18 protein-coding genes are annotated in these 23,713 nt (G+C 66.3%); 10 read left to right on the forward strand and 8 right to left on the reverse strand.

Annotated elements, in window-relative coordinates; translation table 11 throughout:
* Nucleotides 1–318: 318 nt before the first annotated feature.
* Both E6K76_10845 and E6K76_10850 read right to left on the reverse strand, forming a co-directional pair.
* A complete protein-coding gene (locus tag E6K76_10845) occupies nucleotides 319–3,336 on the reverse strand; it encodes a T9SS type A sorting domain-containing protein (protein ID TMQ57235.1) in 3,018 nt (1,005 codons plus the stop codon).
* Nucleotides 3,337–3,537: 201 nt separating this feature from the next.
* Nucleotides 3,538–4,098, reverse strand: a complete 561-nt coding sequence (locus E6K76_10850; GenBank protein ID TMQ57236.1) for a hypothetical protein — start codon at nucleotides 4,096–4,098, stop codon at nucleotides 3,538–3,540.
* 177 nt (nucleotides 4,099–4,275) lie between these two features.
* On the opposite strand from E6K76_10850, the gene E6K76_10855 reads away from it, so the two are divergent.
* The 9 genes from E6K76_10855 to E6K76_10895 all read left to right on the forward strand — a co-directional run bounded on the left by E6K76_10855 (nucleotide 4,276) and on the right by E6K76_10895 (nucleotide 16,676).
* Nucleotides 4,276–5,229 carry a T9SS type A sorting domain-containing protein gene (locus tag E6K76_10855; GenBank protein TMQ57237.1) on the forward strand — a complete coding sequence of 318 codons (954 nt, stop codon included), beginning with the start codon at nucleotides 4,276–4,278 and terminating at the stop codon, nucleotides 5,227–5,229.
* The gene (locus tag E6K76_10860; protein ID TMQ57238.1) at nucleotides 5,213–5,698 is read left to right on the forward strand and encodes a DoxX family protein; all 486 of its coding nucleotides are present in this window, start codon (nucleotides 5,213–5,215) and stop codon (nucleotides 5,696–5,698) included. The genes E6K76_10855 and E6K76_10860 overlap by 17 nt, the downstream gene beginning before the upstream one ends.
* A gap of 27 nt (nucleotides 5,699–5,725) precedes the next feature.
* The gene (locus tag E6K76_10865; protein TMQ57239.1) at nucleotides 5,726–6,463 is read left to right on the forward strand and encodes a response regulator transcription factor; all 738 of its coding nucleotides are present in this window, start codon (nucleotides 5,726–5,728) and stop codon (nucleotides 6,461–6,463) included.
* Nucleotides 6,460–7,824 (forward strand): HAMP domain-containing histidine kinase, encoded by a 1,365-nt coding sequence (locus tag E6K76_10870; protein TMQ57240.1) that lies wholly within the window; start codon nucleotides 6,460–6,462, stop codon nucleotides 7,822–7,824. The genes E6K76_10865 and E6K76_10870 overlap by 4 nt, the downstream gene beginning before the upstream one ends.
* Nucleotides 7,809–9,221, forward strand: coding sequence for a TolC family protein (locus tag E6K76_10875; protein ID TMQ57241.1), 1,413 nt, complete (start codon nucleotides 7,809–7,811; stop codon nucleotides 9,219–9,221). Before E6K76_10870 ends, E6K76_10875 begins: the two co-directional genes overlap by 16 nt.
* Nucleotides 9,218–10,201 (forward strand): HlyD family efflux transporter periplasmic adaptor subunit, encoded by a 984-nt coding sequence (locus E6K76_10880; GenBank protein TMQ57242.1) that lies wholly within the window; start codon nucleotides 9,218–9,220, stop codon nucleotides 10,199–10,201. The genes E6K76_10875 and E6K76_10880 overlap by 4 nt, the downstream gene beginning before the upstream one ends.
* Nucleotides 10,173–13,226 carry an efflux RND transporter permease subunit gene (locus tag E6K76_10885; GenBank protein TMQ57243.1) on the forward strand — a complete coding sequence of 1,018 codons (3,054 nt, stop codon included), beginning with the start codon at nucleotides 10,173–10,175 and terminating at the stop codon, nucleotides 13,224–13,226. Before E6K76_10880 ends, E6K76_10885 begins: the two co-directional genes overlap by 29 nt.
* Before the next feature lie 312 nt (nucleotides 13,227–13,538).
* Entirely contained in the window at nucleotides 13,539–14,075 is a 537-nt protein-coding gene (locus E6K76_10890) for a hypothetical protein (GenBank protein ID TMQ57244.1), read from the forward strand.
* 123 nt (nucleotides 14,076–14,198) lie between these two features.
* The gene (locus tag E6K76_10895; protein ID TMQ57245.1) at nucleotides 14,199–16,676 is read left to right on the forward strand and encodes a hypothetical protein; all 2,478 of its coding nucleotides are present in this window, start codon (nucleotides 14,199–14,201) and stop codon (nucleotides 16,674–16,676) included.
* A gap of 116 nt (nucleotides 16,677–16,792) precedes the next feature.
* Here E6K76_10895 and E6K76_10900 read toward each other — a convergent pair whose 3' ends face one another.
* Nucleotides 16,793–17,284, reverse strand: coding sequence for a hypothetical protein (locus E6K76_10900; GenBank protein ID TMQ57246.1), 492 nt, complete (start codon nucleotides 17,282–17,284; stop codon nucleotides 16,793–16,795).
* Between the two features lie 481 nt (nucleotides 17,285–17,765).
* Here E6K76_10900 and E6K76_10905 point away from each other — a divergent pair, with 481 nt between their 5' ends.
* Nucleotides 17,766–18,314: a porin family protein gene (locus E6K76_10905; GenBank protein ID TMQ57247.1), complete on the forward strand. Its 549-nt coding sequence runs from the start codon at nucleotides 17,766–17,768 to the stop codon at nucleotides 18,312–18,314.
* A 73-nt stretch (nucleotides 18,315–18,387) separates the two neighbouring features.
* Here the strand turns inward: E6K76_10905 and E6K76_10910 are convergent, their stop codons facing one another.
* From E6K76_10910 to E6K76_10930, 5 genes are all read right to left on the reverse strand, one after another.
* Nucleotides 18,388–19,080, reverse strand: a complete 693-nt coding sequence (locus tag E6K76_10910; GenBank protein ID TMQ57248.1) for a type 1 glutamine amidotransferase — start codon at nucleotides 19,078–19,080, stop codon at nucleotides 18,388–18,390.
* Nucleotides 19,077–20,258 carry a hypothetical protein gene (locus E6K76_10915; protein ID TMQ57249.1) on the reverse strand — a complete coding sequence of 394 codons (1,182 nt, stop codon included), beginning with the start codon at nucleotides 20,256–20,258 and terminating at the stop codon, nucleotides 19,077–19,079. Before E6K76_10915 ends, E6K76_10910 begins: the two co-directional genes overlap by 4 nt.
* Before the next feature lie 107 nt (nucleotides 20,259–20,365).
* Entirely contained in the window at nucleotides 20,366–20,854 is a 489-nt protein-coding gene (gene msrA, locus E6K76_10920; protein TMQ57277.1) for a peptide-methionine (S)-S-oxide reductase MsrA, read from the reverse strand.
* A 274-nt stretch (nucleotides 20,855–21,128) separates the two neighbouring features.
* Nucleotides 21,129–23,036 carry a molecular chaperone DnaK gene (gene dnaK, locus E6K76_10925; protein ID TMQ57250.1) on the reverse strand — a complete coding sequence of 636 codons (1,908 nt, stop codon included), beginning with the start codon at nucleotides 23,034–23,036 and terminating at the stop codon, nucleotides 21,129–21,131.
* A gap of 101 nt (nucleotides 23,037–23,137) precedes the next feature.
* On the reverse strand, nucleotides 23,138–23,593 hold the full coding sequence (locus tag E6K76_10930; GenBank protein TMQ57251.1) for an Hsp20/alpha crystallin family protein: 456 nt from the start codon (nucleotides 23,591–23,593) through the stop codon (nucleotides 23,138–23,140).
* Between the last annotated feature and the right edge of the window lie 120 nt (nucleotides 23,594–23,713).

Genomic DNA, 23,713 nt, shown 5'->3' on the forward strand with positions numbered 1-23,713 from the left:
CCTGCTCGCGCAGGCGGCGCGACATCTCGACCGGATCAGGCGTCACTTTTCCGGACCCCATCACGCCAGAGAAATACCTCAAAATGCGCGCGATACCAAGCGTGGAAGGCGTAGTGCCGCGCGGGGGGGCGGGCGGCGGATTAGGGGTTCATCGCGGGAGGCCTCGTGCTGGGGGGATCTGAAGAGCGGCTGATGGCCACGGAAATACCACGATTCCACGCCGCCGCGGCGACGCGGCGCACTGGATCCTAAGGGGGCGCGATCTCCTATCCACCGCGCCCCCTCTCCTCGACCCCCCCGTGAGGCCGGACTAGCGAACTAACGAAGAATCGCGGTCTTCTGGACCGTCTCTTTCCCGTTGGGCAATGCCACGCGATAGAAGTAGATACCGCTCGGGACCCGGCGTCCGTCGGCCAATCGGCCGTCCCAGCTGATCCCGTAATTTCCGGCGGCTTGATCCTCCGCGAACGTGCGGACGAGCCGTCCCGATATGTCGTAGACGCGGATCACCACGTGTCCCGCCTGCTCCAGGGCGTATCGCATGACCGCTTGACCGTCCACGGGATCCGCTATCGCGCCGTGCGAATGCGTGTCGCCCGAATTCGGCATGGCCGCCGCCAGACGCCCCGAGGTCGCATTGGTCGTCACCACCCGAAGCGTGTACGGCATCGCCGCAGTGCTCGCGTTCACGACCGCGACCGCGTAGGTTCCGGGAGCGGTCGGAATCACTTGGAGCGAGCCGGTCGGGAGAAGATTCGCCGCGTCGCCGATCAGGGCACCGAGCGGATCGAAGATCTTGAGCTCGCGGCCGCCCGCCAGTTCCTCCGGAACTTCGAGCACGCCCTCGAGCAGCTGTGTCCTCTTCGTCGTCGTGACGTGCTCCACCACGATCGCGGGCGTCCCCAGGACCCCAGCGGGCGCGGTTCCGGTAAATGTGATCGTATTCTCGGTCGGATTGCCCGCGCCCGACCCGGCCCCTCCGGTGATGACGAAGCCGTCCACGTAAAGCATGTCGCCCGGGCTGCTGGCGTCGTTCATTGCGTTGAGCCGGAAGATGTGTGCCCCGGCGGAGGTGGGGAAGCTCACGAACTCTCCGAAAGTCAGGTCATTCTTTCCGGACTGATCCGGATGCAAAGGATCGGAAGGCGGGCGGTTGAAGCTCACGATCCCCCTCGATGTTCCGTCGATCAGGACCTCCGCGTTCCCGCCGCGTGGCCCCCGCGCGATTTCGAGATCCACCTGCGTTCCCGTGTAGTGGAATTCGAGGTAGGCCCGCGGGTTTTTCTTGTTCGCGCCGACGTTGCGGCAGTAGTGGCCGTCGGTGGCGCGAACATCATCGATATCGTGCCAGCCGCCAGACTGCGTGACGGCGGGATCGTGGCAATCGAGCTCGGTCACCCCCGTGCTGCTCCCGAGCGGGCGGTTGACTCCTTTGGTGAAGAAACAGATGGCCGCGGTTGATGGCGGATTCACGCCGTTGATGATGTCCGCTTCATAGATGATGTTCGGGAAACCCTCGTTGTCGACGGTCAGCGAAGAATATTCCGCAAGCTCCCGGGTGCCGTTCGGGCAGCCCAATCCGCGGAGGCAGATCTGGCCCTTGTGAACGACCCCTCCGCCCTGCTTGCTCGCCACGTCGATATAAATGTCCGGCTTGTCAGCCAGGGCGTTTTCGACCTGCGCGTAGATGAGCTTCCACGGCACCTGGTCCGTCTCGAAGGCCGGCGTGTCGGGATCGCCCGCTACGTCGGTTCCGTACCAGATCACCGCGACCTTCCCGGCCGCGCCGCCGTGGACCCACGGCAGCACGCACGTGCGCGTGAACTCGAAACCGGCGACCCCAGGCGCGTTGAGCGGAACGGGTTTGGTCCAGCTCACGGCCAGGGTCGGATTCGCGCCTGCTGGGCAGCTCATGAGGAAGATGTCGTGCCGGTCGGAAAAGACAATATGGATGTTATCGCCCTGGTCCACGGTCATGATCGGGAACCGGTTGCTCGTCGTGCGCGCTCCGGCGCCGTGGAAGATGAGGCCGGTGTCGAATGTGTTCGGCGCGAAGACCGGCGCGTCCATCGTGCCGACCGGGATGTTCGCGGGACCGGCCGCGGGATACTTGGGAGTGCGCCACACGTAAAGATCACGCTTGTTCCGGCTCACGAAGGTTCCGAGCATCGTTCCGTCGCTCTGGAGCGCGCTGTTCCCTCCGACGTCGTCCCCCACGCCCGTGGCCGGATCCTGAACGAAAGAGCCTTTCGGCCACGTCGCCCCTCCGTCGTCCGACTGGGCCACATAGATGTCGTGCTGGCCGAGTTCGGCCTGGGCGAGCTTCCGGAGGCTCATGTAGACGGTCTTCTCTCCGCGCGCGACGTTCCACTGCCGGTCGAGCTGCGCGGTGGTGAAGGGGAACGGGGTCCAGTGATCACCGCGGTCCACAGAGACCGACATCGTGGCCGAGCCGAGCCAGAGGCTCGTCACGTAGACGCGCCCCGTGGACTGGATACCCGGCATGCCTGCCACCGGAGGCACGACGAAGAACGGATCGCCGAGCGCCAAGTCGACGTCGCCGCCTCCCAGCCCACCTTCCGGAGGCGGATTCGGCGTCGGGGTAGGACTCTGGGTCCCGTCCGGCTGACCCTTGAAGGTGAAGGATGTGCCCCCGTCGTCGGAACGCCAGAAGTCCACACCACCCGGCACTCCGCGGATGGCTCCAATGTAAATCGTGCCGAAGCGGTCGATCTCGATCTCGGGCTCGAGGTCCTGGTCGATGAAGATGGGGCTCCGTTCCTGGTCGGGGAGGTTCACCTCGGGCTTGAAGCCAAAGTCGAAGTGGTTGTACGTCGCCGTCCGGAGCTCATTCGGAGGCTCGGGCGAGCCCGTCACGAGCGTGGCGGCCGCGGTGTACGACTCGTTGACCGCACGGTAGACGAGCACCGAGATGCGATAGATGTCCGGAGCGCCGGCGAATGAAATGTGCTCCGAGTTCCCCACCGCCTGGCCGTCCACGGCGATCTCCGTGCCGGCGCTGTTGAAGGCGTGAAGATCGAGATCGTTGAGCGGGTTCGTCCAATTGATCTGCACCGTCACCTTGTGAATCGACGCGTCCGTGCCCGTCAGGTTGAGAAGGAAGTCATCGCAGGTCGAGTTGGTGCAGTCGGCGCCGATCGGGTCGGACGTCGATTCGGTGAAGGGGCCGCCGTGCCAGGTCAGGGTCGTCGCACCGGTGGGCGACATGTCGCCGTGATCGGGGGTCGCCGCCTGGGATGCGGGTGCGAGCAGGATCGAAACGGCCAGAGCCAACGCAAAGACGGGGATCGGAGGAACGCGCAAGGCTGTCCGCATAGGGGGACCTCCACCGGAAAGGGTTTCCTGCCACCCGGCCGTCGGGGGCGGCCTTCAAAGGCATAGAAATTCTACTGAGGCCGGGAGAGGCAAACCTATCGGCGTGCTTCGGAAAAACGTGTAGGAGGACGGAGCCGGGGTTGTCGGCGTCCGTCCTACGCCACTCTAACGGGGAGGGCGGATCAAGGATCCGTCGTCGCGCTACTTAGGCCACAGCCACCCGAACACTCCCGCGGTCAGGAGGCCGTACACCAACCCGTCGAGGGTGCTCTTGATCGTTGTGCTCCACTTCTGCTTGTACCAGATCGAATTCTGCCAGAGCGCGATCGAATAGGCGATGAATGCGGTGCAGCCGGCGAAACGAAAAACCGAAAGGTAGGGCGCGCCGGGCGCGAGCGCGCGGCCGGTGACATAGGCCGCGAAGACGCTTACGAGGACGAGATACAGAAACCACTGCGCCAGGCTCGTGCCCATGTTCACCGCGCCAGGACCGAAGACCGTCATCACCACGACCGGCCCCTTCTGAATCTTCTCCTTGAACTCAGGCGACTTCATTCCCTCGGGGCCACCCGCGTGGGGAATCATGTAATCGCCGGGAGGGACGTTGAACTTTCGCAAGGCCCCCTGAACCTCGTCCTCGGACGGAACCTTGGCGAAATCGCTCCGGTGGTAGGGGAGCAGCATGTGGATTAGCCAGCTCGCGAAGAACACGACGACCGCGGAGAGCAGGACCGGAAGCCAGAGCGACGGGATCGATACCATCTTCACCTCCTGGTGAGGCGGTGGACCTCGACTCCATGACCGGCGGATACTAGAGGAGATTCGCCCGCCGGGGAGAGTGAATCTCGGCGCCACAGCAACTCGTGCTATCCTCTCCGCGGCACCGCGCGTCCGGCCCGTCTCCCCCCGCCGGCCGTGGCACATTTTGGGAGGTACGTCATGCGCTCGCGCCCGCTATTCGTCCCCTTCGGTTCCGGCTTCCGCGCCCGTCTCGCGCTCCTGCCCCTGCTCGCGCTACTCCACTCTGCGCCGGCCCACGCCGCGTTCCATCTGAATGAATTCACCAAGGTGATGGTGGGACTCAACGGGAACAATACGATCCAGGCGGTCGAGCTGAAGATGCTCGCGGGCGGCGAGAACCTCGTCGGCGGCATGTCGATCAAGGTGTACAACGCCGCCGGAATGCAGGTCGACTCGCTGGGTTCCTTCGCTGGGTCGGTTCCGAACGGGGTCGCCGGGCGAAATATTCTCTGCGCGACGGAGAACTTCTCCGCGGCCTTCGGAATCACGCCCGATCTCCTCATCAAACCGGGCCTGCTTGTCGGGACGGGCCAGGTCTCGTTCGAGAAGCCCACATGCTTTGCCAACGCGGTGGGCTACGGCTCGGTCACGACCCCAAAAAACGGAACCACGTCGGCCTCGGCGCTCCCGGCCGATTTCGCCATGGCGCTCGTGCGCACGATCGATGACGGCACGGCGGTCTTCTGCCCGCTCAGCGAGGATGCGGCCGCCCGCTTCCAGCTCGCATCCGGCAGCAGCGCGAGTCCGATCACGTTCACGAACAACTCGGGAGCTTCGGTGAACGTGTTTCCGACCGCCTCGGGGGTTGACGGGACTCCCCCGGGCCAGGCCGCGCTCCGTGTCTACCCGAACCCCTTCAACACCGGAGCGAGGATCGTGGCCCCGGGATATGGCTATCTCTCGGTCTACGACATCCGAGGGCGCATGGTTCGAAGCTGGGGATCGCCGTTCGTGAGCCCCGCCGTTGTGGGACCCATGCAGCTGGACTGGAACGGCACCGACGCTGCGGGGCATCGCCTCCCGTCCGGCATTTACTTCGTCCAATACGGTCTGAGCCCCCAAGACCGCGCCCGGGTTGTCCTTCTCCGCTGACATGGGCTTCGGATCGGTGCCGGACCGCGCCTGGGCGATTCTGTTTGCCCGGCTCGTCCTCGGGCTGATCTTTGGGATGTCGGGCTGGGGAAAGCTTTTCCAGATGGGGGCGACGGCGCATGCCCTTCGATACTTCGTGGATCCCTATGCGTCGAGCTGGATCCCGACGTGGCTCCTCTGGGGGTTGGGGCTTGCGATCCCCTATGTTGAATTTGCCGCCGGATGGCTGCTCGTCGCCGGGCTCCTCGTCCGCCCGGCGCTCTTGGCGCTAGGGGCAATCCTTGTAATCGTGACCTACGGCCACTTGCTGAAAGATTTCCTCTATGAATTTCACACCCACGTCATCCCCAGGCTGGCCCTCTTGGTCTTCCTGCTCGCCATGCCGCGCGGCGACGACGCTCTCTCCCTCGATCATCTGTTACGCCGCGGGGTTGAGGTAGAGCCCTCCCCGACGACCCCGCTCCGTTAACATCCCGTTAGGGTTCTAGGCCGAAGGTTGTGTCCTACGGTGGAAACCCTTCGCGGCGGCCCGATCGCACGCCCACAAAGAGGCCCCAAGGTGCACATTCTTCTCATCGAGGATAGTTCTCCGACGCGCGACCTCGTGCGGCGCTCCCTCCAGGAGAGGGGCCATCGGTTGACCACGGCCGCTCGCGTTTCGAGCGGGCGGGCGGCGGCCATGGCAGAGCGGTTCGACGTCATCGTGATCGACATCATGCTCCCCGACGGAAGCGGCCTCGACCTGTGTGAGGAGCTTCGGGACCACGGCATCGAGACACCCATCTTGTTTCTCACAGCTCGGGGCGAGGTCTCGGATCGCATCGCGGGTCTCGAAGCTGGTGCGGATGACTACATGCGGAAGCCCTTCGCCCTTGCCGAGCTCCAGGCGAGGTTACAAGCCCTCGGCCGCCGAGGGGGCCACATCGCGCCATCCCGCCTCGAGTGGGCAGGCGGGTCCATTGACTTCCGGGCGCGCCGGCTCACGACCTCCGCCGGTGAAATTCCGCTCACCGCCAGGGAGTGGAAGGTCCTCGAGGTCCTGGCCGCGCGCGCCGGACGGGTCGTTTCCCGCGATGAGCTGCTTGAATCGGCATGGGGTGAAACCGGTTCGCGGGCATCGGAGAGCCTCGACGTGATCATGAGCCGGCTTCGGCGAAAGCTCGGACCCCGGGATGGACGCGACTGGATCCGCACCGTTCGGGGTGAGGGGTACGCGCTGGACTCGCCACCATGACTCGGCGTTCGATCGCGGGCCGGGTGACGCTGCTGCTCCAGGCCGTCGCGGTTGTGGCTGTTCTTGCATTCGCGGCCGCGTCGCTGTGGTTCACGGCGCGGGCCCTCCGCGTCGAGGAGGTGCGACTCCTGCGCGAGATGGCGCGTCGAGTGGCCGCCGGTATCGACGACGAGCTTCACGAGGCGGGTGGGCTCAAGAGAGCGGCCGAGGACGCGCTGGCGGGGGAAGCATCCGGCGAAGTCCGCATCGATGTCTTCGATCCGAACGGCAGGCTCATGGCCTCGACGCGGCACCTCGGCTCCCCATCGCTCGCCCTTCCCTTGCCAGCGCCGGGCAGCGTGGATCGGCTCAAGGGACACGTCCGCGCGGCCGTCCTGACCGGCACAGGTGCGCGAGTGGTGGCGTCGATTTCAGGCCGGAGCCATGAAGCGACCATGCGCGCGCTCACGGAGGCAATCACGGCAACCGCGCTGCCGCTGCTGGTGCTCACCGTGCTCGTGAGCCGCCGAATGGTGCGCAGGGCCTTGCAGCCGCTGACGCTCATGGCGGAACGGGCGCGGGAGGCATCGGTGGAGTCCGGGGTGCGCTCCCTGGGCGGCCCGATCGGCATCGAGGAGGTGGATCGGCTGCAAGAATCGATCAACCGTTTACTCGAGCTGCTGGACGATCACCTGCAGGCCGAGCGTCGGTTCACGGCCGATGCCTCGCATGAGCTCCTGACCCCCCTGACGGTGATCTCGGGGGAGCTGGAGCTTGCGCTCGCGAGCCCGAGTCTGCCACCGAATGTCGCGTCTGGGATCCGCAGGGCAGCCGACCAAATGCAGGCGTTGCGAGACCTGGTGGAGGCATTGCTGCTGCTCCGTCGCGTTTCGGTCGGCGCGCCGGCGAAAAGAAATGGATTCGAGCCGGTCAATCTTACCGACCTGGCCACGCGGGCGCTTCAAAACGCGCGTGACGAGCACCCTGACCGCACCGCGGATATCTCGCTCGATGCGCCGGACGAGGTCATGGTGTCGGGCCATGAGGCACTCCTCGCCTCGGCTGTTCGCAACCTCGTGGACAACGCGGTCAAGTTCACAGTCCCCGGGAAGCATGTCGGCATCGCGCTCCAGAATCACGATGGCTCGGCGGTCGTGATCGTGGACGATGCCGGGGATGGCATCCCTGCCGGCGACAGGGAGCGAGTCTTCGACCCGTTCTACAGGGGGGCCGAGGCGAGGACCCGGGATGTAGGGTTCGGCCTCGGGCTGCCCATTATCCGACAGGTCGCGCGTGCCCACGGCGGGGAGGTCATCGTTGAGGACTCCCCGGCGGGTGGCGCGCGATTCACGATGACCCTTCCGGCATGGCAACCCAATTGAATGGGCTGGAGGGATTCCGCAGGGGGTATCGGGGCCAGCGCGTGCGGGCCGCCTTCCTCAAGCTGATCCTCTCGGCATCGTCATTCGCGCTCGGGAGCGGTAGAACCGTCGCGTGCGCCCTTCCCGCCGACACAACCGCCCTCCCCGGCACAACCTCGCTCACCGTCGAACAGTGCGTGGCGCTCGCGCGGGAGCGCGCCCCCGACGTCACGGCCGCGGCGGCGCTCCGCCTTTCGGCACGATTGGATTCCGTCGCGACCTGGTACAACCGGCGCCCTTCCTTCGCCCTGAGCGGCGGCACCGCCGTCGCGCCGAAGGGGTTCTACGATCCCGTGATCACGAATCTCGGCGATTACCAGCTCACCCTCGGCATGGACTGGCCCCTGCTCGACAGAGGGACCCGCGCGCGGGAACGCGCACGCGCCGCGCTGGAAACGGCGAGCGCGACGTCCGATCTCGCCCTGACCGCACGCGACGCCGGGCGAAGGGCGGCGACCGTGGCGCTCGATCTGCTCCGGCAGGAAGAGAAAGAGCGGTATCAGGCGGACGCAGCTCTGTGGCTCGAGCGGCTCTCCTCCGCGGTGGAGTCGGGTGTGCGTTCGGGAGCGCACGGGCGCGCCGACGCGCTCCGAGCTGGACTCGAACACTCCACGGCCGCTGCGGCGCTGGTCGATACCCGGCGGGCGCGCGCGGAGTTGGATCGGGAGCTGGCCGAGTTGATCGGTGGCGTCGAAGAGCGAACCGTCCGCGTTCTCGAGCCAGACGCGGCCGCGGAGGCACCGCTGGCCGCGGCGGATTCCGCGCGGCTCCTTGCGCGCGCCGCCGAGCTGCCGGCGGTGCGCGCCGCGGAGATCGAGGAAGCTCGGATGCGCCTTGCGGTACGGGAGGCGCAGCGCAAAAACGCGCTCGAGGTTGGATTCGCCGCGGACGCGGGACTCAAGGGAGCGGACCTCACACGGCTGGTTCCGGAGGACATGCGCCTTTCGGATCCGGGCGCGACGTTCTCGGATCGCGTGAAGCGTGACCTTGGCGCCTCGGTCTCGCTCAACTTTCGGCGCCCGATCCTTGACCGGGCGCGCTCCGCGATGGTCGCCGCGCGCGAGGAGGCGTTGAAAGCGGCGAGCCTTCGCCGGAGGACGGCCGCGCTTCGGGCACGGCGCGACGCGCTCGATCTGACGGGGCGATGGCGTGCCGCGTCCGAACGGGTAGCCATCGAACGGACCGCCGCCGGAAAGGGAGAGGAGAATCTGGTACGCATGAGAAGCCTCTACGCCGGGGGCGGAGCCGGCTTGCTCGAGGTGCTGGACGCGCGGCGGCAGCTCGACGAGGCGCGCTCACGACTCACCGAGGCGAGGTTCGAGGCACGTCGGGCGTATTACGAGGCGAGGATCCCGTGACGAATCTGAGCCGCCGCCTGATTGCCGTGCTCTGCCTGGCCGCCTTGCTCGCGCTCGGGTCCTGCACGCGAGGGGACAGCGAGGAGCAGCGACCCCACGAGCCGATCGTTCCGATCAGGGTCGAGCAGCTCCGGTCCTTCACCTTCGAGGACCAGGTCCAGGCCACGGGACAGTGGCGGAGCAAAGCGGACCTGATCGTGGCGGCACCGTTCGCGGGCGTGCTTGGAGCTGTCCTTGCGCGCGCTGGCGACGCGCTTCGTGCAGGTGCCACGATCGGGACCATGACGACGCTCGAATCCCACGCGACCTTGAAGGGGGCCGAGCTGCTCCTCCGCGAGGCGCGCGATCCGTCCGCCAGGGCGGAGGCGGAGCGCGCGGTCGCTCAGGCACGGCACGACCTGGTTCAGGTCCCCATCGCCGTGACCGAGAGCGGCATCATCGTGCGCCGCTCGGCGGAACCCGGAGCGCAGCTGGCGGAAGGGGCTGAGATTCTCGCCCTCGCGCCCTGGACGGGCTTCGTATTCGAAGCGCACGTCCCCGCGGGGCAGGGTCCGAGTGTGCATCCTGGACAACGGGCTCTGATCCAGGAGGAGGGACGCCCGGCGCGCGCGGCCAGGGTCGAGCGTATCCTCCCGGCCGCGGATCCGACCGACCAGACCACGCTGGTCTGGTTGGCCCCCACCACGTTGTCCCCCGCGCCGCAACTGCAGCACTTCGGGAGCACCTCGATCACCATCGGCGCGGCGCACGCAAGTATCGCGGTGCCCGACTCGGCGGTGGTGGAAGACGATCTCACCGGCGAGAAACGCGTGGCGCTCGTGGACCCGACGATGCGCGCGCACTGGACCCGGGTCCTGCTCGGGGCCGGCCTCGCGGGATGGCACGAGCTGAAATCTCCCGCGCTGCGCCCCGGAACGAACGTGGTCGTCGAAGGTCAACGCGGTCTGCCGGATAGAGCCCGCGTCACGTTCGCGCCGTGAACGCGCGGTGATCGGTCTCCTCGATTTCCTCGAACGCCAGCGTAAGGCCCTGATCGCCGTTCTCACGGCACTCACGGCGGCCGGCGTGTGGGTCGCGTTCCAGATGCCGGCGGCCATCCTGCCCGAGGTGGCCTTCCCTCGCATCAGCATCATCGCGGATAGCGGAGAACGCCCCCCCGAGGACATGGTTCGCACCGTCACCCGCCCGCTCGAGGACGCGGTGCGCCGCGTCCCCGAGCTTCGGGAGGTCCACTCCACCACGAGCCGCGGCTCGACGGAGATCCACCTCGATTGCAACTGGGGCACCCCCATGGTCCGGGTGCTCCAGCTCACTCAAGCGCAGATCGACGCGACGCGCGAGCGGCTCCCCGCGGGAACGACGATTGAGGCCCGCATCATGAGCCCCGTCCAGTTCCCCGTGCTCGGGTTCTCGCTCACCTCGGGATCGCGCAGCCCCGCCGAGCTGCGTGATCTCGCGATCATGGTGATCAAGCCCGAGCTGGCGCGCCTGCCCGACGCGGCCGAGATCGTCATCCAAGGAGGCCAACGACTCGAGGCGCGCGTGACCCTTGACCCGCGCGCATTGGAATCGCGCCGTCTGGATGCCGCCAACGTGGCGGAGACGGTCCTGCGTGCGGGGCAGCTCGAGTCCTTAGGCATGATGTCGGCGAACGGCGAGCTCTACCTTGGGATCTCCGACGCCAGGCCCGACGGGCTCGACGCGCTTCGGGCGGTGCCGGTTCCGGTGGACAGCGGCCCACCGGTGCCGCTCCGTGCGCTCGGCCGGATTGCGCTCGTACCCGCACCGGAATTCACGCGCTATGCCGCCGGCCGGGGCGAGGCGGTTCTGGTCAATGTGCTGCGCAAGCCTTCGGCCAGCACGATCCGCCTCTCGCGGGCGGCGCACGGGTGGTTTCGGACGCACCCGGACATCGTTCCTCCGGATGTGCACGTGGAAACTTTCTACGACCAGTCCGATCTCGTCCGGGCCTCGGTCGTGAGCGTTCGGGACAGTCTGGTGGTGGGTGCGCTCATGTCGGTTCTGGTCGTGATCTTTTTCTTGCGGCGCGTCCGCCTCGGCCTCGCGGCCGCGCTGGTCCTGCCCGGCAGCATTGCGCTCACGCTCTGCGGGCTTGCTTTGGGGGGGCAGACACTCAACATGATGACCCTGGGCGGCATCGCCGCGGCCGTGGGCCTCGTGCTCGACGATGCGATCGTGGTCGTGGAGCACGTCGCGCACCGGGCGTCGGAATCCGCCTCAACCCAGGATGTCCGGAGGTCGGTGGCGGAGATTCTGCCCACGCTCACCGGATCGAGCCTCTGCACACTCGCGATCTTCATCCCGTTCGCCTACCTCGGAGACGTGACGGGCGCCTTTTTCCGCGTGCTCTCCCTCGCCATGGTGCTCATGCTGGCGGGCTCGCTTCTCCTCTGCGTTCTCATCGTACCTCGGCTCCGCATGGTTCCCGCGGCCCTCCCCCCACACCGGAGCAAGCTACGGGAGGGCTTCGATCGCGCGCTCCACGGGGTCATGAGGCGGCGCTGGCTCGCGTTCGCGATACCGGTAGCGCTCTTATTGTGCCTGTTCCCGCTCACGGCCACGATCGGATCGGGATTTCTTCCGGAGATGGACGAAGGGTCCCTCATCCTGGATTACATCGCTCCGCCCGGATCCTCCCTCGAGGAGACCGAACGGATGCTCCGACACGTAGAGCATGAATTCACCGCGATCCCCGAGATCGCCGCGTGGTCGCGCCGCACCGGAGACCAGCTCGGCTTCTTCGTCACCGAGCCGAACCAGGGGGACTACACGTTGCAGCTCACGCAACGCGACCGAAAGCATTCCGCAGAAGACATCGCCGACGCGCTCCGGCAAAGGATTCGGATCGTCGAGCCGTCGCTCGACATCGAGTTCGGCCAGCTCGTGGAGGACGTGGTAGGAGACCTCACGACCGCGCCGGAACCGATCGAGGTGAGGATCTTGGGCGAGGACAGAAGACTCGACGAGCGGCGGGTGGAGCAGATCGCGCGAATCCTCGCGACGGTTCCGGGAGTCGTGGACGTGCGGAGCCGCGTCGTGGTCAGCGGGTCGAACCTGGTCATCGCGCCCGGGATCGCCGCGCAGCGTGCCGGCCTCGACCCCGCTGCGTTGGCACAACGGGTGGCTCCCTACGTGCAAGGCGTCGCCGCCGGCCAGATCGCGCGGGGCGCGCGGGAGTGGCCGGTTCGCGTCGTGCTGCCTCAGCCTGCCGGCGCCACCGGCCCCGGGGCGATCGAAGAGGCGCGCGTGCCGGTGGCGGGCGGGCGATGGGTGAGGCTGGGGGACATCGCGAAGGTCCGCGTCCAGCCCGGCGAGACCGAAATCGTGCGAGACGATCAGCGAACGATGGCGGCCGCGACGGCGCGCCTCTCCGGGCGCGATCTCGGCTCGGCGATGCGCGAGATCCAGCGCCGGATCCGCCGGGAAGTCGTCCTCGGACCCGGGATGGCCGTGCGTTACGCGGGGCTCTGGGCGGAGCAGCAGGCTTCCTTCCGCGGGCTCACCGCGGTTTTGATCGGCGCCGCGGCGGCGGTTCTCCTCGTGCTCTTGGTCTCGTTCCGGTCGTGGTCGCAGGCGGGTGCCGTGCTCCTTATCGCGTCGGCATCGCTTGCCGGGGTGCTGGCGGCGCTCCACATCGGGCGGGCGACCTTCAATATCGCGAGCTTCGTGGGGGCGATCATGGTCGTGGGGATCGTGGCCGAGAACGCCTACTTCTTGGTGACCAGCTTCCGCGACGGGGTCGCGAGCGGTATGACGGGGAGCGAAGCCGCGACCGCGGCCGCGAACCGCCGCATCCGCCCGGTGCTCATGACGACCGCCGCGGGAATCGCCGCCCTGGCGCCGCTCGCGCTCGGCGTTGGCTCCGGGAGCGCGCTCCTGCGCCCGCTCGCGATCGCCATCATCGGCGGGTTCATGAACTCGGCGATCTTGCTCCTGATCGCGCTTCCGCCACTCCTCGCGCTCACCGCGTCGCGGCGGGATTGAGGCTCGGGCGGTCGTTCGCGGCCGACTCCCGGGAGGAAACTCCCTCACAGGCCGGGAGATTTCCCCCAGATATCCCCGGTACCCTCGGCCCTGCCTTGCAGAATCGGTCTTGCGTATTGAACGGCGGCGGGGGCCGATCGCGGCGAGCCATGGCACCGGCCGAGTTGGCGCCGGGGCACATTGCATCTCCGGGAGGGCAGTCCGCGGCACGGCCGGTGCACATGGGAGGGTCCACCTCGAACGAGGTGCGCCGGAGAAGGCGGGACAGGCCGGCGCCGCTGGAACAACACGAGGTCATGCAGGAGGTCCTTCTTGAGACGGCCACAGAGAATGCAGATTGTCGCCCTACCGCTCTTCGTCGCGATGGCACTCATCGTGGGATGCTCGTCCTCGCCGCTCGGGCCAGGGCAGCCTACCGCGCCCAGTCAGGGCCTCTCGACCGATCCCTCGGGCTCGAACGCGGGGCTTCTCTCCTCGACCACGAAGGTGGTTTCCGCCACGATCGACGGTCTCCTCGGCGGGGTCATCAAGAACGGCGACTGGACGGTCAAGATTCCGGCGGGCGCCTTTACGGGGATTGGAGTCATCACGGTCACCGTTCCCGACGCGAGCGTAAGAAAGTGCGATCTCCAGATTTTCCCGTCGCTCCTCAACTCATTCCGGGTTCCAGTGACGCTCTCGTGCCGGGAGCTGACGACGGCCGACGCCCAGACGGACGTCATGATGTGGTGGGATCCGAGCGCCAAGGCGTGGAAGGTGATTCCCTCAGCGGCCAACCTCGCGACGCTCACGCGCGACGCCCCTCTCTCGCACTTCTCGACGTACGGCTGTGGAAAGGCGGGTTGGTAGTCACTCGTTAGGGTCGGTACGAAGCAACCCTCCAAGGAGCGCCGCGTATCCGACCCACGCGGCGCTCATCGCTTTGGGTTAAGCTCCCCGGGCATTTTTTCACGGTCTGATCTCGGGGGATCCATGCCGAAGCGTCGCGCCAAACAGCCGGTCCGGCACACCGCCCTGCTCTACGTCTGTTTCTTCGCTTCGGGAATGGCCGGCCTCACACTCGAAATCGTCTGGTCCAAGTACCTCTCCTATCTCCTCGGAAACTCGATCTACGGCGTCTCGACCGTGGTCGCTGCGTTTCTCGGAGGGTTGGGGGTCGGGGCCGTCGTCGGCGGTCGGCTCGCGTCGCGGGCGCGCGAGCCCCTGCTGCTCTACGCGCGTCTCGAGCTTCTGGTCGGCGTCATGGGGCTCTTGAGCCCGCTCGCCTATCTCCTCGCGCGACCCCTTTTCGCGAGCCTGTACGGTGCGATCGGAGGAAGCGGCGCCCTATTCCTGCTGGTCCGCTTCTTGATCCTGTTCGCGGCACTCTTGCTCCCCACGATCGCCATGGGCGCGACGCTTCCGCTCCTGGTTTCCGCGTTCACGCGCCGGGAAGGGGATTTCGGATCGTCGGTGTCGCGGCTTTACGCGATCAACACCATCGGCGCCGTCCTCGGCGTGGCCGCCGCCGGCTTCGCGCTGATCCCCTCGCTGGGGCTCTGGAAGACCGCCGCCGCCGCCGCGGCGATCGACTTCGCGGTAGCCGGGGCGATCCTCGCCCTCAAGCTCCGTGGCGGCGCCCTGCGCGGAGCGGCCGCCGGCGAGACGCCCGGAACGCCGGCCGGCCCGAGTTCGGGCTCCTTGGCCGGCGCGAAGAGCGCCCCGCGCGAGGCCGCCCGCAGTGCGATCGCTGGGCTCATCATCCCGCTCTTCGCCCTCTCCGGTTTCTGCGCGCTCCTCTACGAGGTCGCGTGGACCCGCATCTTGTCGGTCCCGTTTGGCGGCATGGTCTACTCCTTCTCCGCGATCCTCGCGGTCTACCTCTTCGGAATCGCCGTCGGCGCCGCGTTCGCCGCCGTCCTCCTCAAGCGGACGAGCTCGCCGGCGCTCCTCTTCGGCCTGCTTCAGCTCTTGCTCGCCGGGTCGGTCGTCTTGGGCACGCGCGTGTTCGCCTCGCTCCCCGACATGCAGGCGACGCTCATCGCGCAATCTCGCGGGAGCGCGAGCCACCTCTTCGCCGGCGAGGCGCTCCTGACCGCGAGGATCGTGCTCTTGCCCACGTTTTTCCTCGGCGCCCTCTTCCCGCTCGCGGCGGCGATCTACCAGCGCGGCCGCCTTGAGCCGGGGGCCTCGGTCGGAACGATCTACGCCGCCAACACCCTCGGCTCGATCGCGGGCTCGGTCCTGACCGGGTTCGTCCTGATCCCGGCCCTGGGATCGCTCCATTCGCTCCTCGTAGCCGCGCTCGCGAACGCCGCGGTTGGATGTCTGGCGCTTCTCCTCGGCGAGGGGATCGTCTTGAAGCGCGTCATCGCCGCCTTCGCGGGTGTCGCGGCGACGATCGCGGTCTCGCTCTTCGCGGCGCCGACCTGGGACGCGGAACGGATGAGCCTGGGGTTCGTGCGCCTGCTCCGAGCGTACGAGTTCGGGGGCGAGGGGCTCGTGCACCGCATCATCGAGAGGATCGGACGGTCGAAGGAGCTCGAGCGTCTCCTCTTCTACAAGGAGGGGCGCCTCGCCACGGTGACGGTGCTCGAGACCGGCGACCGGCGCGCGCTCCTGATCAACGGAAAGACCGACGCGACCACGGGAAGCGGCGAGGACATGGCGCAGCAGGTCATGGTCGGGCAGATGCCGCTCCTCATGGCGCCGAACGCCGAATCGGTGTGCGTGGTGGGCTACGGAAGCGGGGTGACAACGCACGCGGTGCTCACGCACCCGATACGAAGCGCGCTCACGATCGAGCTGGAGGGCTCCGTGATCGAAGCGGCGCCCTTCTTCGAGACCGCCGCCATGAGGCCGCTCTCCGATCCCCGAAGCAAGCTCGTGATCGAGGATGCGGGCACCTACCTTCGCTCGACCCGGGAGGATTTCGACGTGATCATCTCGGAACCTTCGAACCCGTGGATCGCGGGCGTGGGGAATCTTTTCACCAAGGAATTCTACGAGGAGGCGCGGCGGCGTCTCAGGCCCGGCGGCGTTTTCTGCCAGTGGATTCAGACCTACTCGGTCTCACCGGCAACCCTCTCGACCGTATTCCGCACGGTCTCGACGACGTTTCCGAAGGGGCAGCTCTTCTACGTCGAATCGTCGGGCGATCTCATCATCCTGGCCGTTCCGGATCGAGAGCTCAGCCTGGACCGGGCCGCGATGACCGCTGCCTTCTCGCGACCCGCCGTCGCTCAAGATTTCGCGCGGATCGGGGTCCGCTCGGTCCAAGACGTCCTGGGCGCCTATCGCGGCCGCCTGGACCGGATCGCGCTCAGCGCCGGACCGGGACCCGTCAACACCGACGACAATTCGTGGCTAGAGCACCGGGCCCCGTTGGACCTCATCACGCCCCAAGAAGAGAATCCGCTCCTCGCCTGGTCCTCCCAGGTGGAAGCGGATCTCAAAGCGTCTCTTCGGTAGCGACTGGGCGGATCGTATCGGGTGTCGGGTCCTCGACGATCCAGGGGGTGGCCCGCCAGGGTCAGGGTTCACGCCCGGACCCGCCCCGTTAGGCCTGGCGGGCCCCGCCCCCGCCTCTAGATCCCAAAATTCCAACCGGCAATCAGCTTCATGGACGGTATGTCGCCGAGCCCGAGCTTCAGCTCGCTGAAAAATTGTGTATTGGAACGGGTGGGCGCCATGGCGCCGAACACGACATTGCCGCCCACTTCTGATGCCGTCACGTCGTTGCCGGATCTTCGCTCGACCGTCTCGTTGCTGATCCCCATGCCGGCGCCGAGATAGGGATGCCATCTCGAGTCGGTGCGGAAGTGATACTGAAGGTCGAAGTTGCCGGCGACGACGGTGCGGTTGTCGCCGAATCCGAGATCCAGGCTCGGAACGAACATGAGGCTCGGCGCGATGGGTCCCACGGCCAAGTGGCCCCCGACCACGAACTGGTCGGGATCGATGCTGAAGCCCACGCGCGGACCTATGGCCGTAACGACGGATGTCTGTGCGAACGCGGTGAGTGGCAAAGCCGCGAGCGCGATTGCCGCGAGAAAGCCGCGGACTACGGTTCGGGTCATCGTACCTCCGCTAGTGATGGCGGGCGGAGAAGCGCGGCGGCACGGATCGCCTCAAGTTCCTCCTAGTTAGCAAATGTTTCCGCGACGCCGGACGCGATGGCTCCGTGAAGGTCTCGTGTCCCTCCCCTTCGCTATCCCCGCATCTGACCTCGAGTTCCCCGAAGAGGCCGCTACCCCCGCCCTCCAGAAGCGGACGTACATCAAGGGGCGTGCCACGTGAGACGGAAACCGGCTTCGGACGGGTTAACGGGTTGGGCCGCCCGTGCATTGGCCGGCTCACGCCGGAGCAATATTTTCAAAGAAATTGTCCCACACGGGACGACCCTTGGTCCGATGGCGGACGATCCACGGGCGAACATGTGGTGAAACTTTAGGACATAAGGGAGTTCTGTCCGGGCTGGCACGATCCTGGATAACGAGCGACACCGGAGCGATTGGGCGCCGAGTTATCGGGTGCGTGGAAGAATGGAGGGATACGAAGATGACTCGAAATATCCTCCGTGCCGCGGCAATCGCACCACTCGTCTTACTGTTGACGGCTGCCGCGGGCAAGGCAGGAGCCACCGAGATCATTCCATCCGTCGGACTCACGCGATCGGTCGATACCGAGGAAACCAAGTCCTCGGTCGGCCTCGCGATCCGTGGGACCGCGATTCCCAGCCTCCTCGATGTGGAGCTCAGGGGACAGTATCGGAAGCAGGACCGGTTCAACGGACAGCTCACTGAGAAGATGTGGCCCATAACGGCGTCGGCGTGGCTCAAGCCGTTGCGGGTCATTTATGCGGGTGGCGGGGTGGGCTGGTATCACACCACGCTTGACTACAACGCCCCCTCGCCATTCCCGGACAAGACCACGCAGAAGTTCGGCGTTCACGCAGGTGGAGGCGTACGCGTTCCCATCGCTCCCGGACTCGCGTTCGATATGAACGGGCGCTACGTCTGGCTGCAGAATCAGGAAACCGCCATCGTCCCCAGGGAATTCAATCCGGACTTCTGGGACATGTCTCTGGGGCTGGCGCTTCACTTCTAGGAAATAGGAGAAGCACGGGACGTCGTTGGCCCCGCGCTCTAGTTCGGTCCGGACATCCTGACATCGCGCGCACCTACCGGACCGCGGGCGTGGGGCCGCTTTTTGTCGCGAAGAACGCCGCAAGGATCCGCCGACCCGTCCGCTCCACACCCGAATGGAGCGAGCGGTCGACCCGGGCGCCCCGCGATGCGAGGAGCGGAATCCACGCGTCGAGGAGATCGCGATCGGCCTCCACGTGGAATTGGAAGCCGTAGACACGATCGCCCAGGCGGAACGCCTGGTTGGGATAGCCGGGCGAGGAAGCGAGGAGCACGGCGCCCTTCGGCAGGTCGAACGTATCGCCGTGCCACTGGAACACGGGGACGGAACGGGCGCCTCGCCCGAGAATGGGGTCCCGCGAGCCCTCCTCCGTGAGCGTCACCTCTCCGAAGCCGATCTCTTCCTTGAGCCCCCTGGATACGCGCCCGCCCAGGGCGGCCGCGAGAAGCTGCGCCCCGAGGCAGATCCCCAGTACGGGGATCCCCGCGCGAGCGGCCCCCGCGAGCAGGTCCCGCTCGCGAGCCAGATTCGGGAATGCCGCGTCGTCGTTCGCGGCCATCGGACCGCCCATCACGACCAGCCCGGCGATCTCCCCCGGAGCGGGAAGCGGATCCCCCGCGAACATCCGCCTCACGTCGAGCGGGATGCCGCGCGAGGCTGCCTCGGACGCGATGAGCCCGGGGCCCTCGCTCGGGACGTGCTGAATCAGGGCCCAAGGCCGCGTCATCCCTCACCCGCGCCCACCGCCTGGACCGAGACGCGCTCTTCGGCGCGCCGCGCTCCGACCAGGTGCTTGATGAAGCACCGCCTGCGCTTGTGTTGGCGAGCCTGGAAATGCTTCCAGTGCCCCTGCACCCGGAGGTTTTCCTCGAGCTCGGGATTCGATTCCGCCGAGAGAATTCCGTTCTGGATGAACGTCGCCGCGAGCTCGGTGATGAGGAGCGCGTCCGCGCCGCTTCCTTGCAGGTCGGGACGGATCGCGCCGATCAGGAGATCCACGTGCTTGGGCCGGCGGAGGGCCCGGAGCAGGTGGAAAATACCAAACGGGAAGAGCCGGCCCTTCGCCTTCTGGAGCGCGCGGGAGAGGGACGGCATCCCGATCACGAACCCGGCAGGTTGATCGCGCTCGTCGAGCAGGATCTTGACGTAATCCGGCACGACGTTCGGGAAGTACTGCTTCGTGTAGAACTGGATTTGCCGCTCCGTCAGCGGGACGAATCCGTAGAGGTTGCCGTAGGCGCGGTTGATCACATCGAAGATCGCCCGCGCGTAGGGAAGGAAGTCCTTCGGGCGCTTGGCGTCCAGGATTCGGAGCTTGCGGCGCTCCAGCACGCGCCGTGAGATCTGCTCCGCGCGCTCGGGGATCGACTCGGGGGTGCGGACTTCGAATTCGACCCAGTCGACGTCCTTCTCGTATCCGTGCTGCTCGAGGTGGACCGGGTAATAGGGGTAGTTGTACATCGTCGCCATCGTCCCCAGCTCGTGGAATCCCTCGACCAGCATCCCTTCACGGTCCATGTCGGTGAACCCGAGCGGCCCGTGCACGGCATCCATACCGGCCGCCGCGGCCCAGGCCTCGACCGCCCCGAGCAGCGCGCGCGAAACCTCCCGGTCATCGATGAAATCGATCCACCCGAAGCGCGCGTACCGCTGATTCCACGTCTCGACGTAACTCCTATTGATGATGCCCGCGACGCGCCCGACGATCGTGTCGCCGCGGCAGGCCAGCCAGTACTTCGCCTCGCAGAAGTCGAACGCGGGATTCTTGTCGCGGTGGAGCGTGTTTCGCTCGTCGAAGAGGAGCGGGGGCACCCAGCAGTCGTTGTCTTTGTAGAGGTCGAACGGAAAGCGGATGAATTGTCCGAGCCCCCTCTCGGACGTGACCTCGCGAATCTGGACCCGCATCCCCGCCTCCCGTCAGCGTGTTTCTCGAACCGGCGCGGTTCAGATTACGTCATCGCCCGAGCGCACGCGAGCACGAATGGGGGCGGCGTGCGCCGCCCACCGCAGCCCTACTTGATATGGCAGACCGAGAGCCCGCGCTTCTCGAGGTACTGCTGGTGGTATTCCTCGGCGCGGTAAAACGTTCCGGCCTTGACGATTTGGGTCACGATGGGACGGCGGTAGCGCCGATGGGCTTCGAGGCGCGCCTTCGACGCGTGGGCCGCCGCTTCCTGGGCGGGTGAGTGGTAGAAGATCACCGAGCGATACTGCTCTCCCACATCCGGACCCTGGCGGTTCGGCGTCGTGGGGTCGTGGTTCTCCCAAAATACGTTCAGAAGATCGTCATACGAGACGCGTGCGGGATCGTAGGTCACCTCGACCGCCTCCGCGTGCCCCGTCTTGTCCGAGCACACGTCTTCATAGGTGGGGTTGGGCATTCGTCCGCCCGTATACCCGACCTGGGTCGAAACGACTCCCTTCACCTGGCGAAACGCGGCTTCGACGCCCCAGAAACAGCCCGCGGCGAACGTGGCCTTCTCCGCGGCGGTCTTCTCCATTTTCTTCTGCGCTCCTTTCGGCATCGCCGCTTCCGCGACAGCCGCCCCCAGTAACCCTAGCACGAAAAACATCCGAAAACGGCGCATGAGAGATCTCCCTTTGTCGCACGTACGAGCGGGCGGGCGAATTGGGACCGATCGGCGCAAGAGGAATGCCCCGGGGAGTCTCCCCCCCGGGGCACCATCTATCCAGCGGGATCGGACCTTCACCCGTCCCCACTAGCTTTGGATCACCGGAGACCGATCCGGGTTCCCTCAAATCGCTCCCGGAACGTTACTTCACGACCTCGTAGTCGGCCTCGATTTCCCCGTCGCCGCCCGGCTTCTTTTTCCCCGGCTCCTCATCCGACGGGGCACCCCCTCCCGGCGAACCGCCGGATTTCGACGCCTCCGCGTAGAGCTTGCCGGACACCTCGTTCCAGAGCTGCGAGAGCGCCTCGCTCGAGGAGCGGATCTCGTCCGTGTCGTTTCTCTCGACCGCCTTCTTGAGCGTCTCGAGCGCGCTGTCGAGCCGCGCCTTGGACTCGGAATCGATTTTCTCGCCCAGCTCCCGGAGATTCTTCTCCGTTTCGTATGCGAGCTGCTCGCCGCGGTTCTTGGTCTCGATCGCCTCGCGCCGCTTGCGGTCCTCCTCGGCGTGCGCCTGCGCGTCGGCCACCATCTTCTTGATCTCGGCTTCGGAAAGACCGCCGGTCGCTTCGATGCGGATCTTCTGCTCCTTGCCGCTTGCCTTGTCGCGCGCCGAGACGTTCAGGATGCCGTTCGCGTCGATATCGAACGTCACCTCGATCTGCGGCACCCCGCGCGGCGCCGGCGGAATTCCGGTGAGCTGGAACCGGCCGATCGTCTTGTTGTCCACCGCCAGCGGCCGTTCGCCCTGGAGCACGTGGATCTCGACCGTCGTCTGGCTGTCCGCCGCCGTGGAGAAGATCTCCGTCTTTCGTGTGGGGATCGTCGTGTTCCTCTCGATGAGTTTTGTCATCACCCCGCCGAGGGTCTCGATGCCGAGCGAAAGCGGGGTCACGTCGAGGAGGAGCACGTCCTTGACGTCTCCCGCGAGCACGCCGCCCTGAATCGCCGCGCCGATCGCGACCACCTCATCCGGGTTCACGCCCTTGTGGGGCTCTTTCCCGAAGAACTTCTGCACGAGATCCTGGACCTTGGGCGTGCGCGTCGCGCCGCCCACGAGGATCACCTCGTTGATGTCGGACGGCTTGAGCCCCGCGTCCTTGAGCGCCATCTCCATCGGCGGAATCGTCCGCTGGATGAGATCGTCCACGAGCTGCTCGTACTTGGCGCGGGTCAGCGTCACGTTCAGGTGTTTCGGCCCGCTCGCGTCCGCCGTGATGAAGGGGAGATTCACGTCGGTCTGAACCACGGTGGAGAGCTCGATCTTGGCTTTTTCGGCCGCCTCCTTCAGGCGCTGGAGCGCCATGGGATCGCGGCGGAGATCGACCCCTTCCTGCTTCTTGAACTCGTCGGCCAGCCAGTCGATCACGCGCTTGTCGAAATCATCGCCCCCCAAGTGCGTGTCGCCGTTCGTCGATTTCACCTCGAAAACGCCTTCCCCCAGCTCGAGGATCGAGATGTCGTACGTCCCGCCCCCCAAGTCGAAGACGGCGATCTTCTCGTCTTTCTTCTTGTCGAGACCGTACGCGAGCGCCGCCGCGGTCGGCTCGTTGATGATGCGCTTCACGTCCAGCCCGGCGATCCGGCCCGCGTCCTTGGTCGCCTGCCGCTGGGTATCGTTGAAGTAGGCCGGCACGGTGATGACCGCCTCCGTCACCTTCTCACCGAGATAGGCCTCCGCGGTCTCCTTCATCTTCGTCAGGATCATCGCGGAGATCTCGGGCGGAGTGTAGGCCCGGTCCCCGATCTGAACGACCGCCTCGCTGTTCTTTCCTTCCTTCACGGTGTACGGGACGTTTTTGGCCTCGCTGGTAACCTCGGAGTACTTACGCCCCATGAACCGCTTGATCGAGTAGATCGTGTTCTGCGGATTCGTGATGGCCTGGCGTTTCGCGACCTGGCCGACCAAGCGCTCCCCTGTCTTGGTGAAGGCAACGACGGAGGGAGTCGTACGGCTGCCCTCGGCGTTGGGGATGACATGCGGCTCCCCGCCCTCCATGACCGCCACGCACGAGTTCGTCGTGCCGAGGTCGATGCCGATTATCTTTCCCATAAACTTCCCTCCATCCATCTATGCGGAGGGGCCGGTCGGCCCCTCCGCTTGGTGAGTTTTCAGATTTGCAGCACCTCCAGAGGGCGCCGCGCGTATCCGCTTTAGCGAGCCGCGTTGATCGGGATCTCGCGAGCCTTGGCCTCCTCGGCCTTGGGTACCGTCACCTCGAGCACGCCGTCGCGGTAGGTCGCCTCGATCTTGTCGGGCTTGACCGCGTGGGTCAGCGTGAATGACCGCTCGAAGGCTCCGTAAACCCGCTCGAGCCTGTGGTAGGTCGCGTTCTGCTTCTCCTCGGTTCGACTCTTCTCCCCCCGGATGAGGAGCCGGTTGTCCTCGAGGGTGATCTTGATGTCCTCGAGTTTCATCCCCGGAAGCTCGACGTGGATGACATAGCGGTCCGGCTGCTCCTCGACGTCGACCGGCGGCTGCCAGATCATGCCCTTGCCGGCCTCCTCCGTGAGCCAACGGCGTCCGAAAACGTCGCTAAAGACCTTGTCCATCTCGTCTTGGAACGAAGACATTTCCCTGATGGGATTCCAGCGAATGAGTGTGTTCATGACTACCCCTCCTTGTGCTGTGGGCCATGCCCGGGTTTAGAAGCTGATGACTTCTGTCGGCTTCATGAGCAGACCACATGCCAGAGGAGAGCATTGAATTAATTGATTCGTTCACAGTGG

It is taken from the genome of Candidatus Eisenbacteria bacterium (assembly GCA_005893275.1).
In the GTDB taxonomy this organism is placed as follows: Bacteria; Eisenbacteria; RBG-16-71-46; order SZUA-252; family SZUA-252; genus WS-7.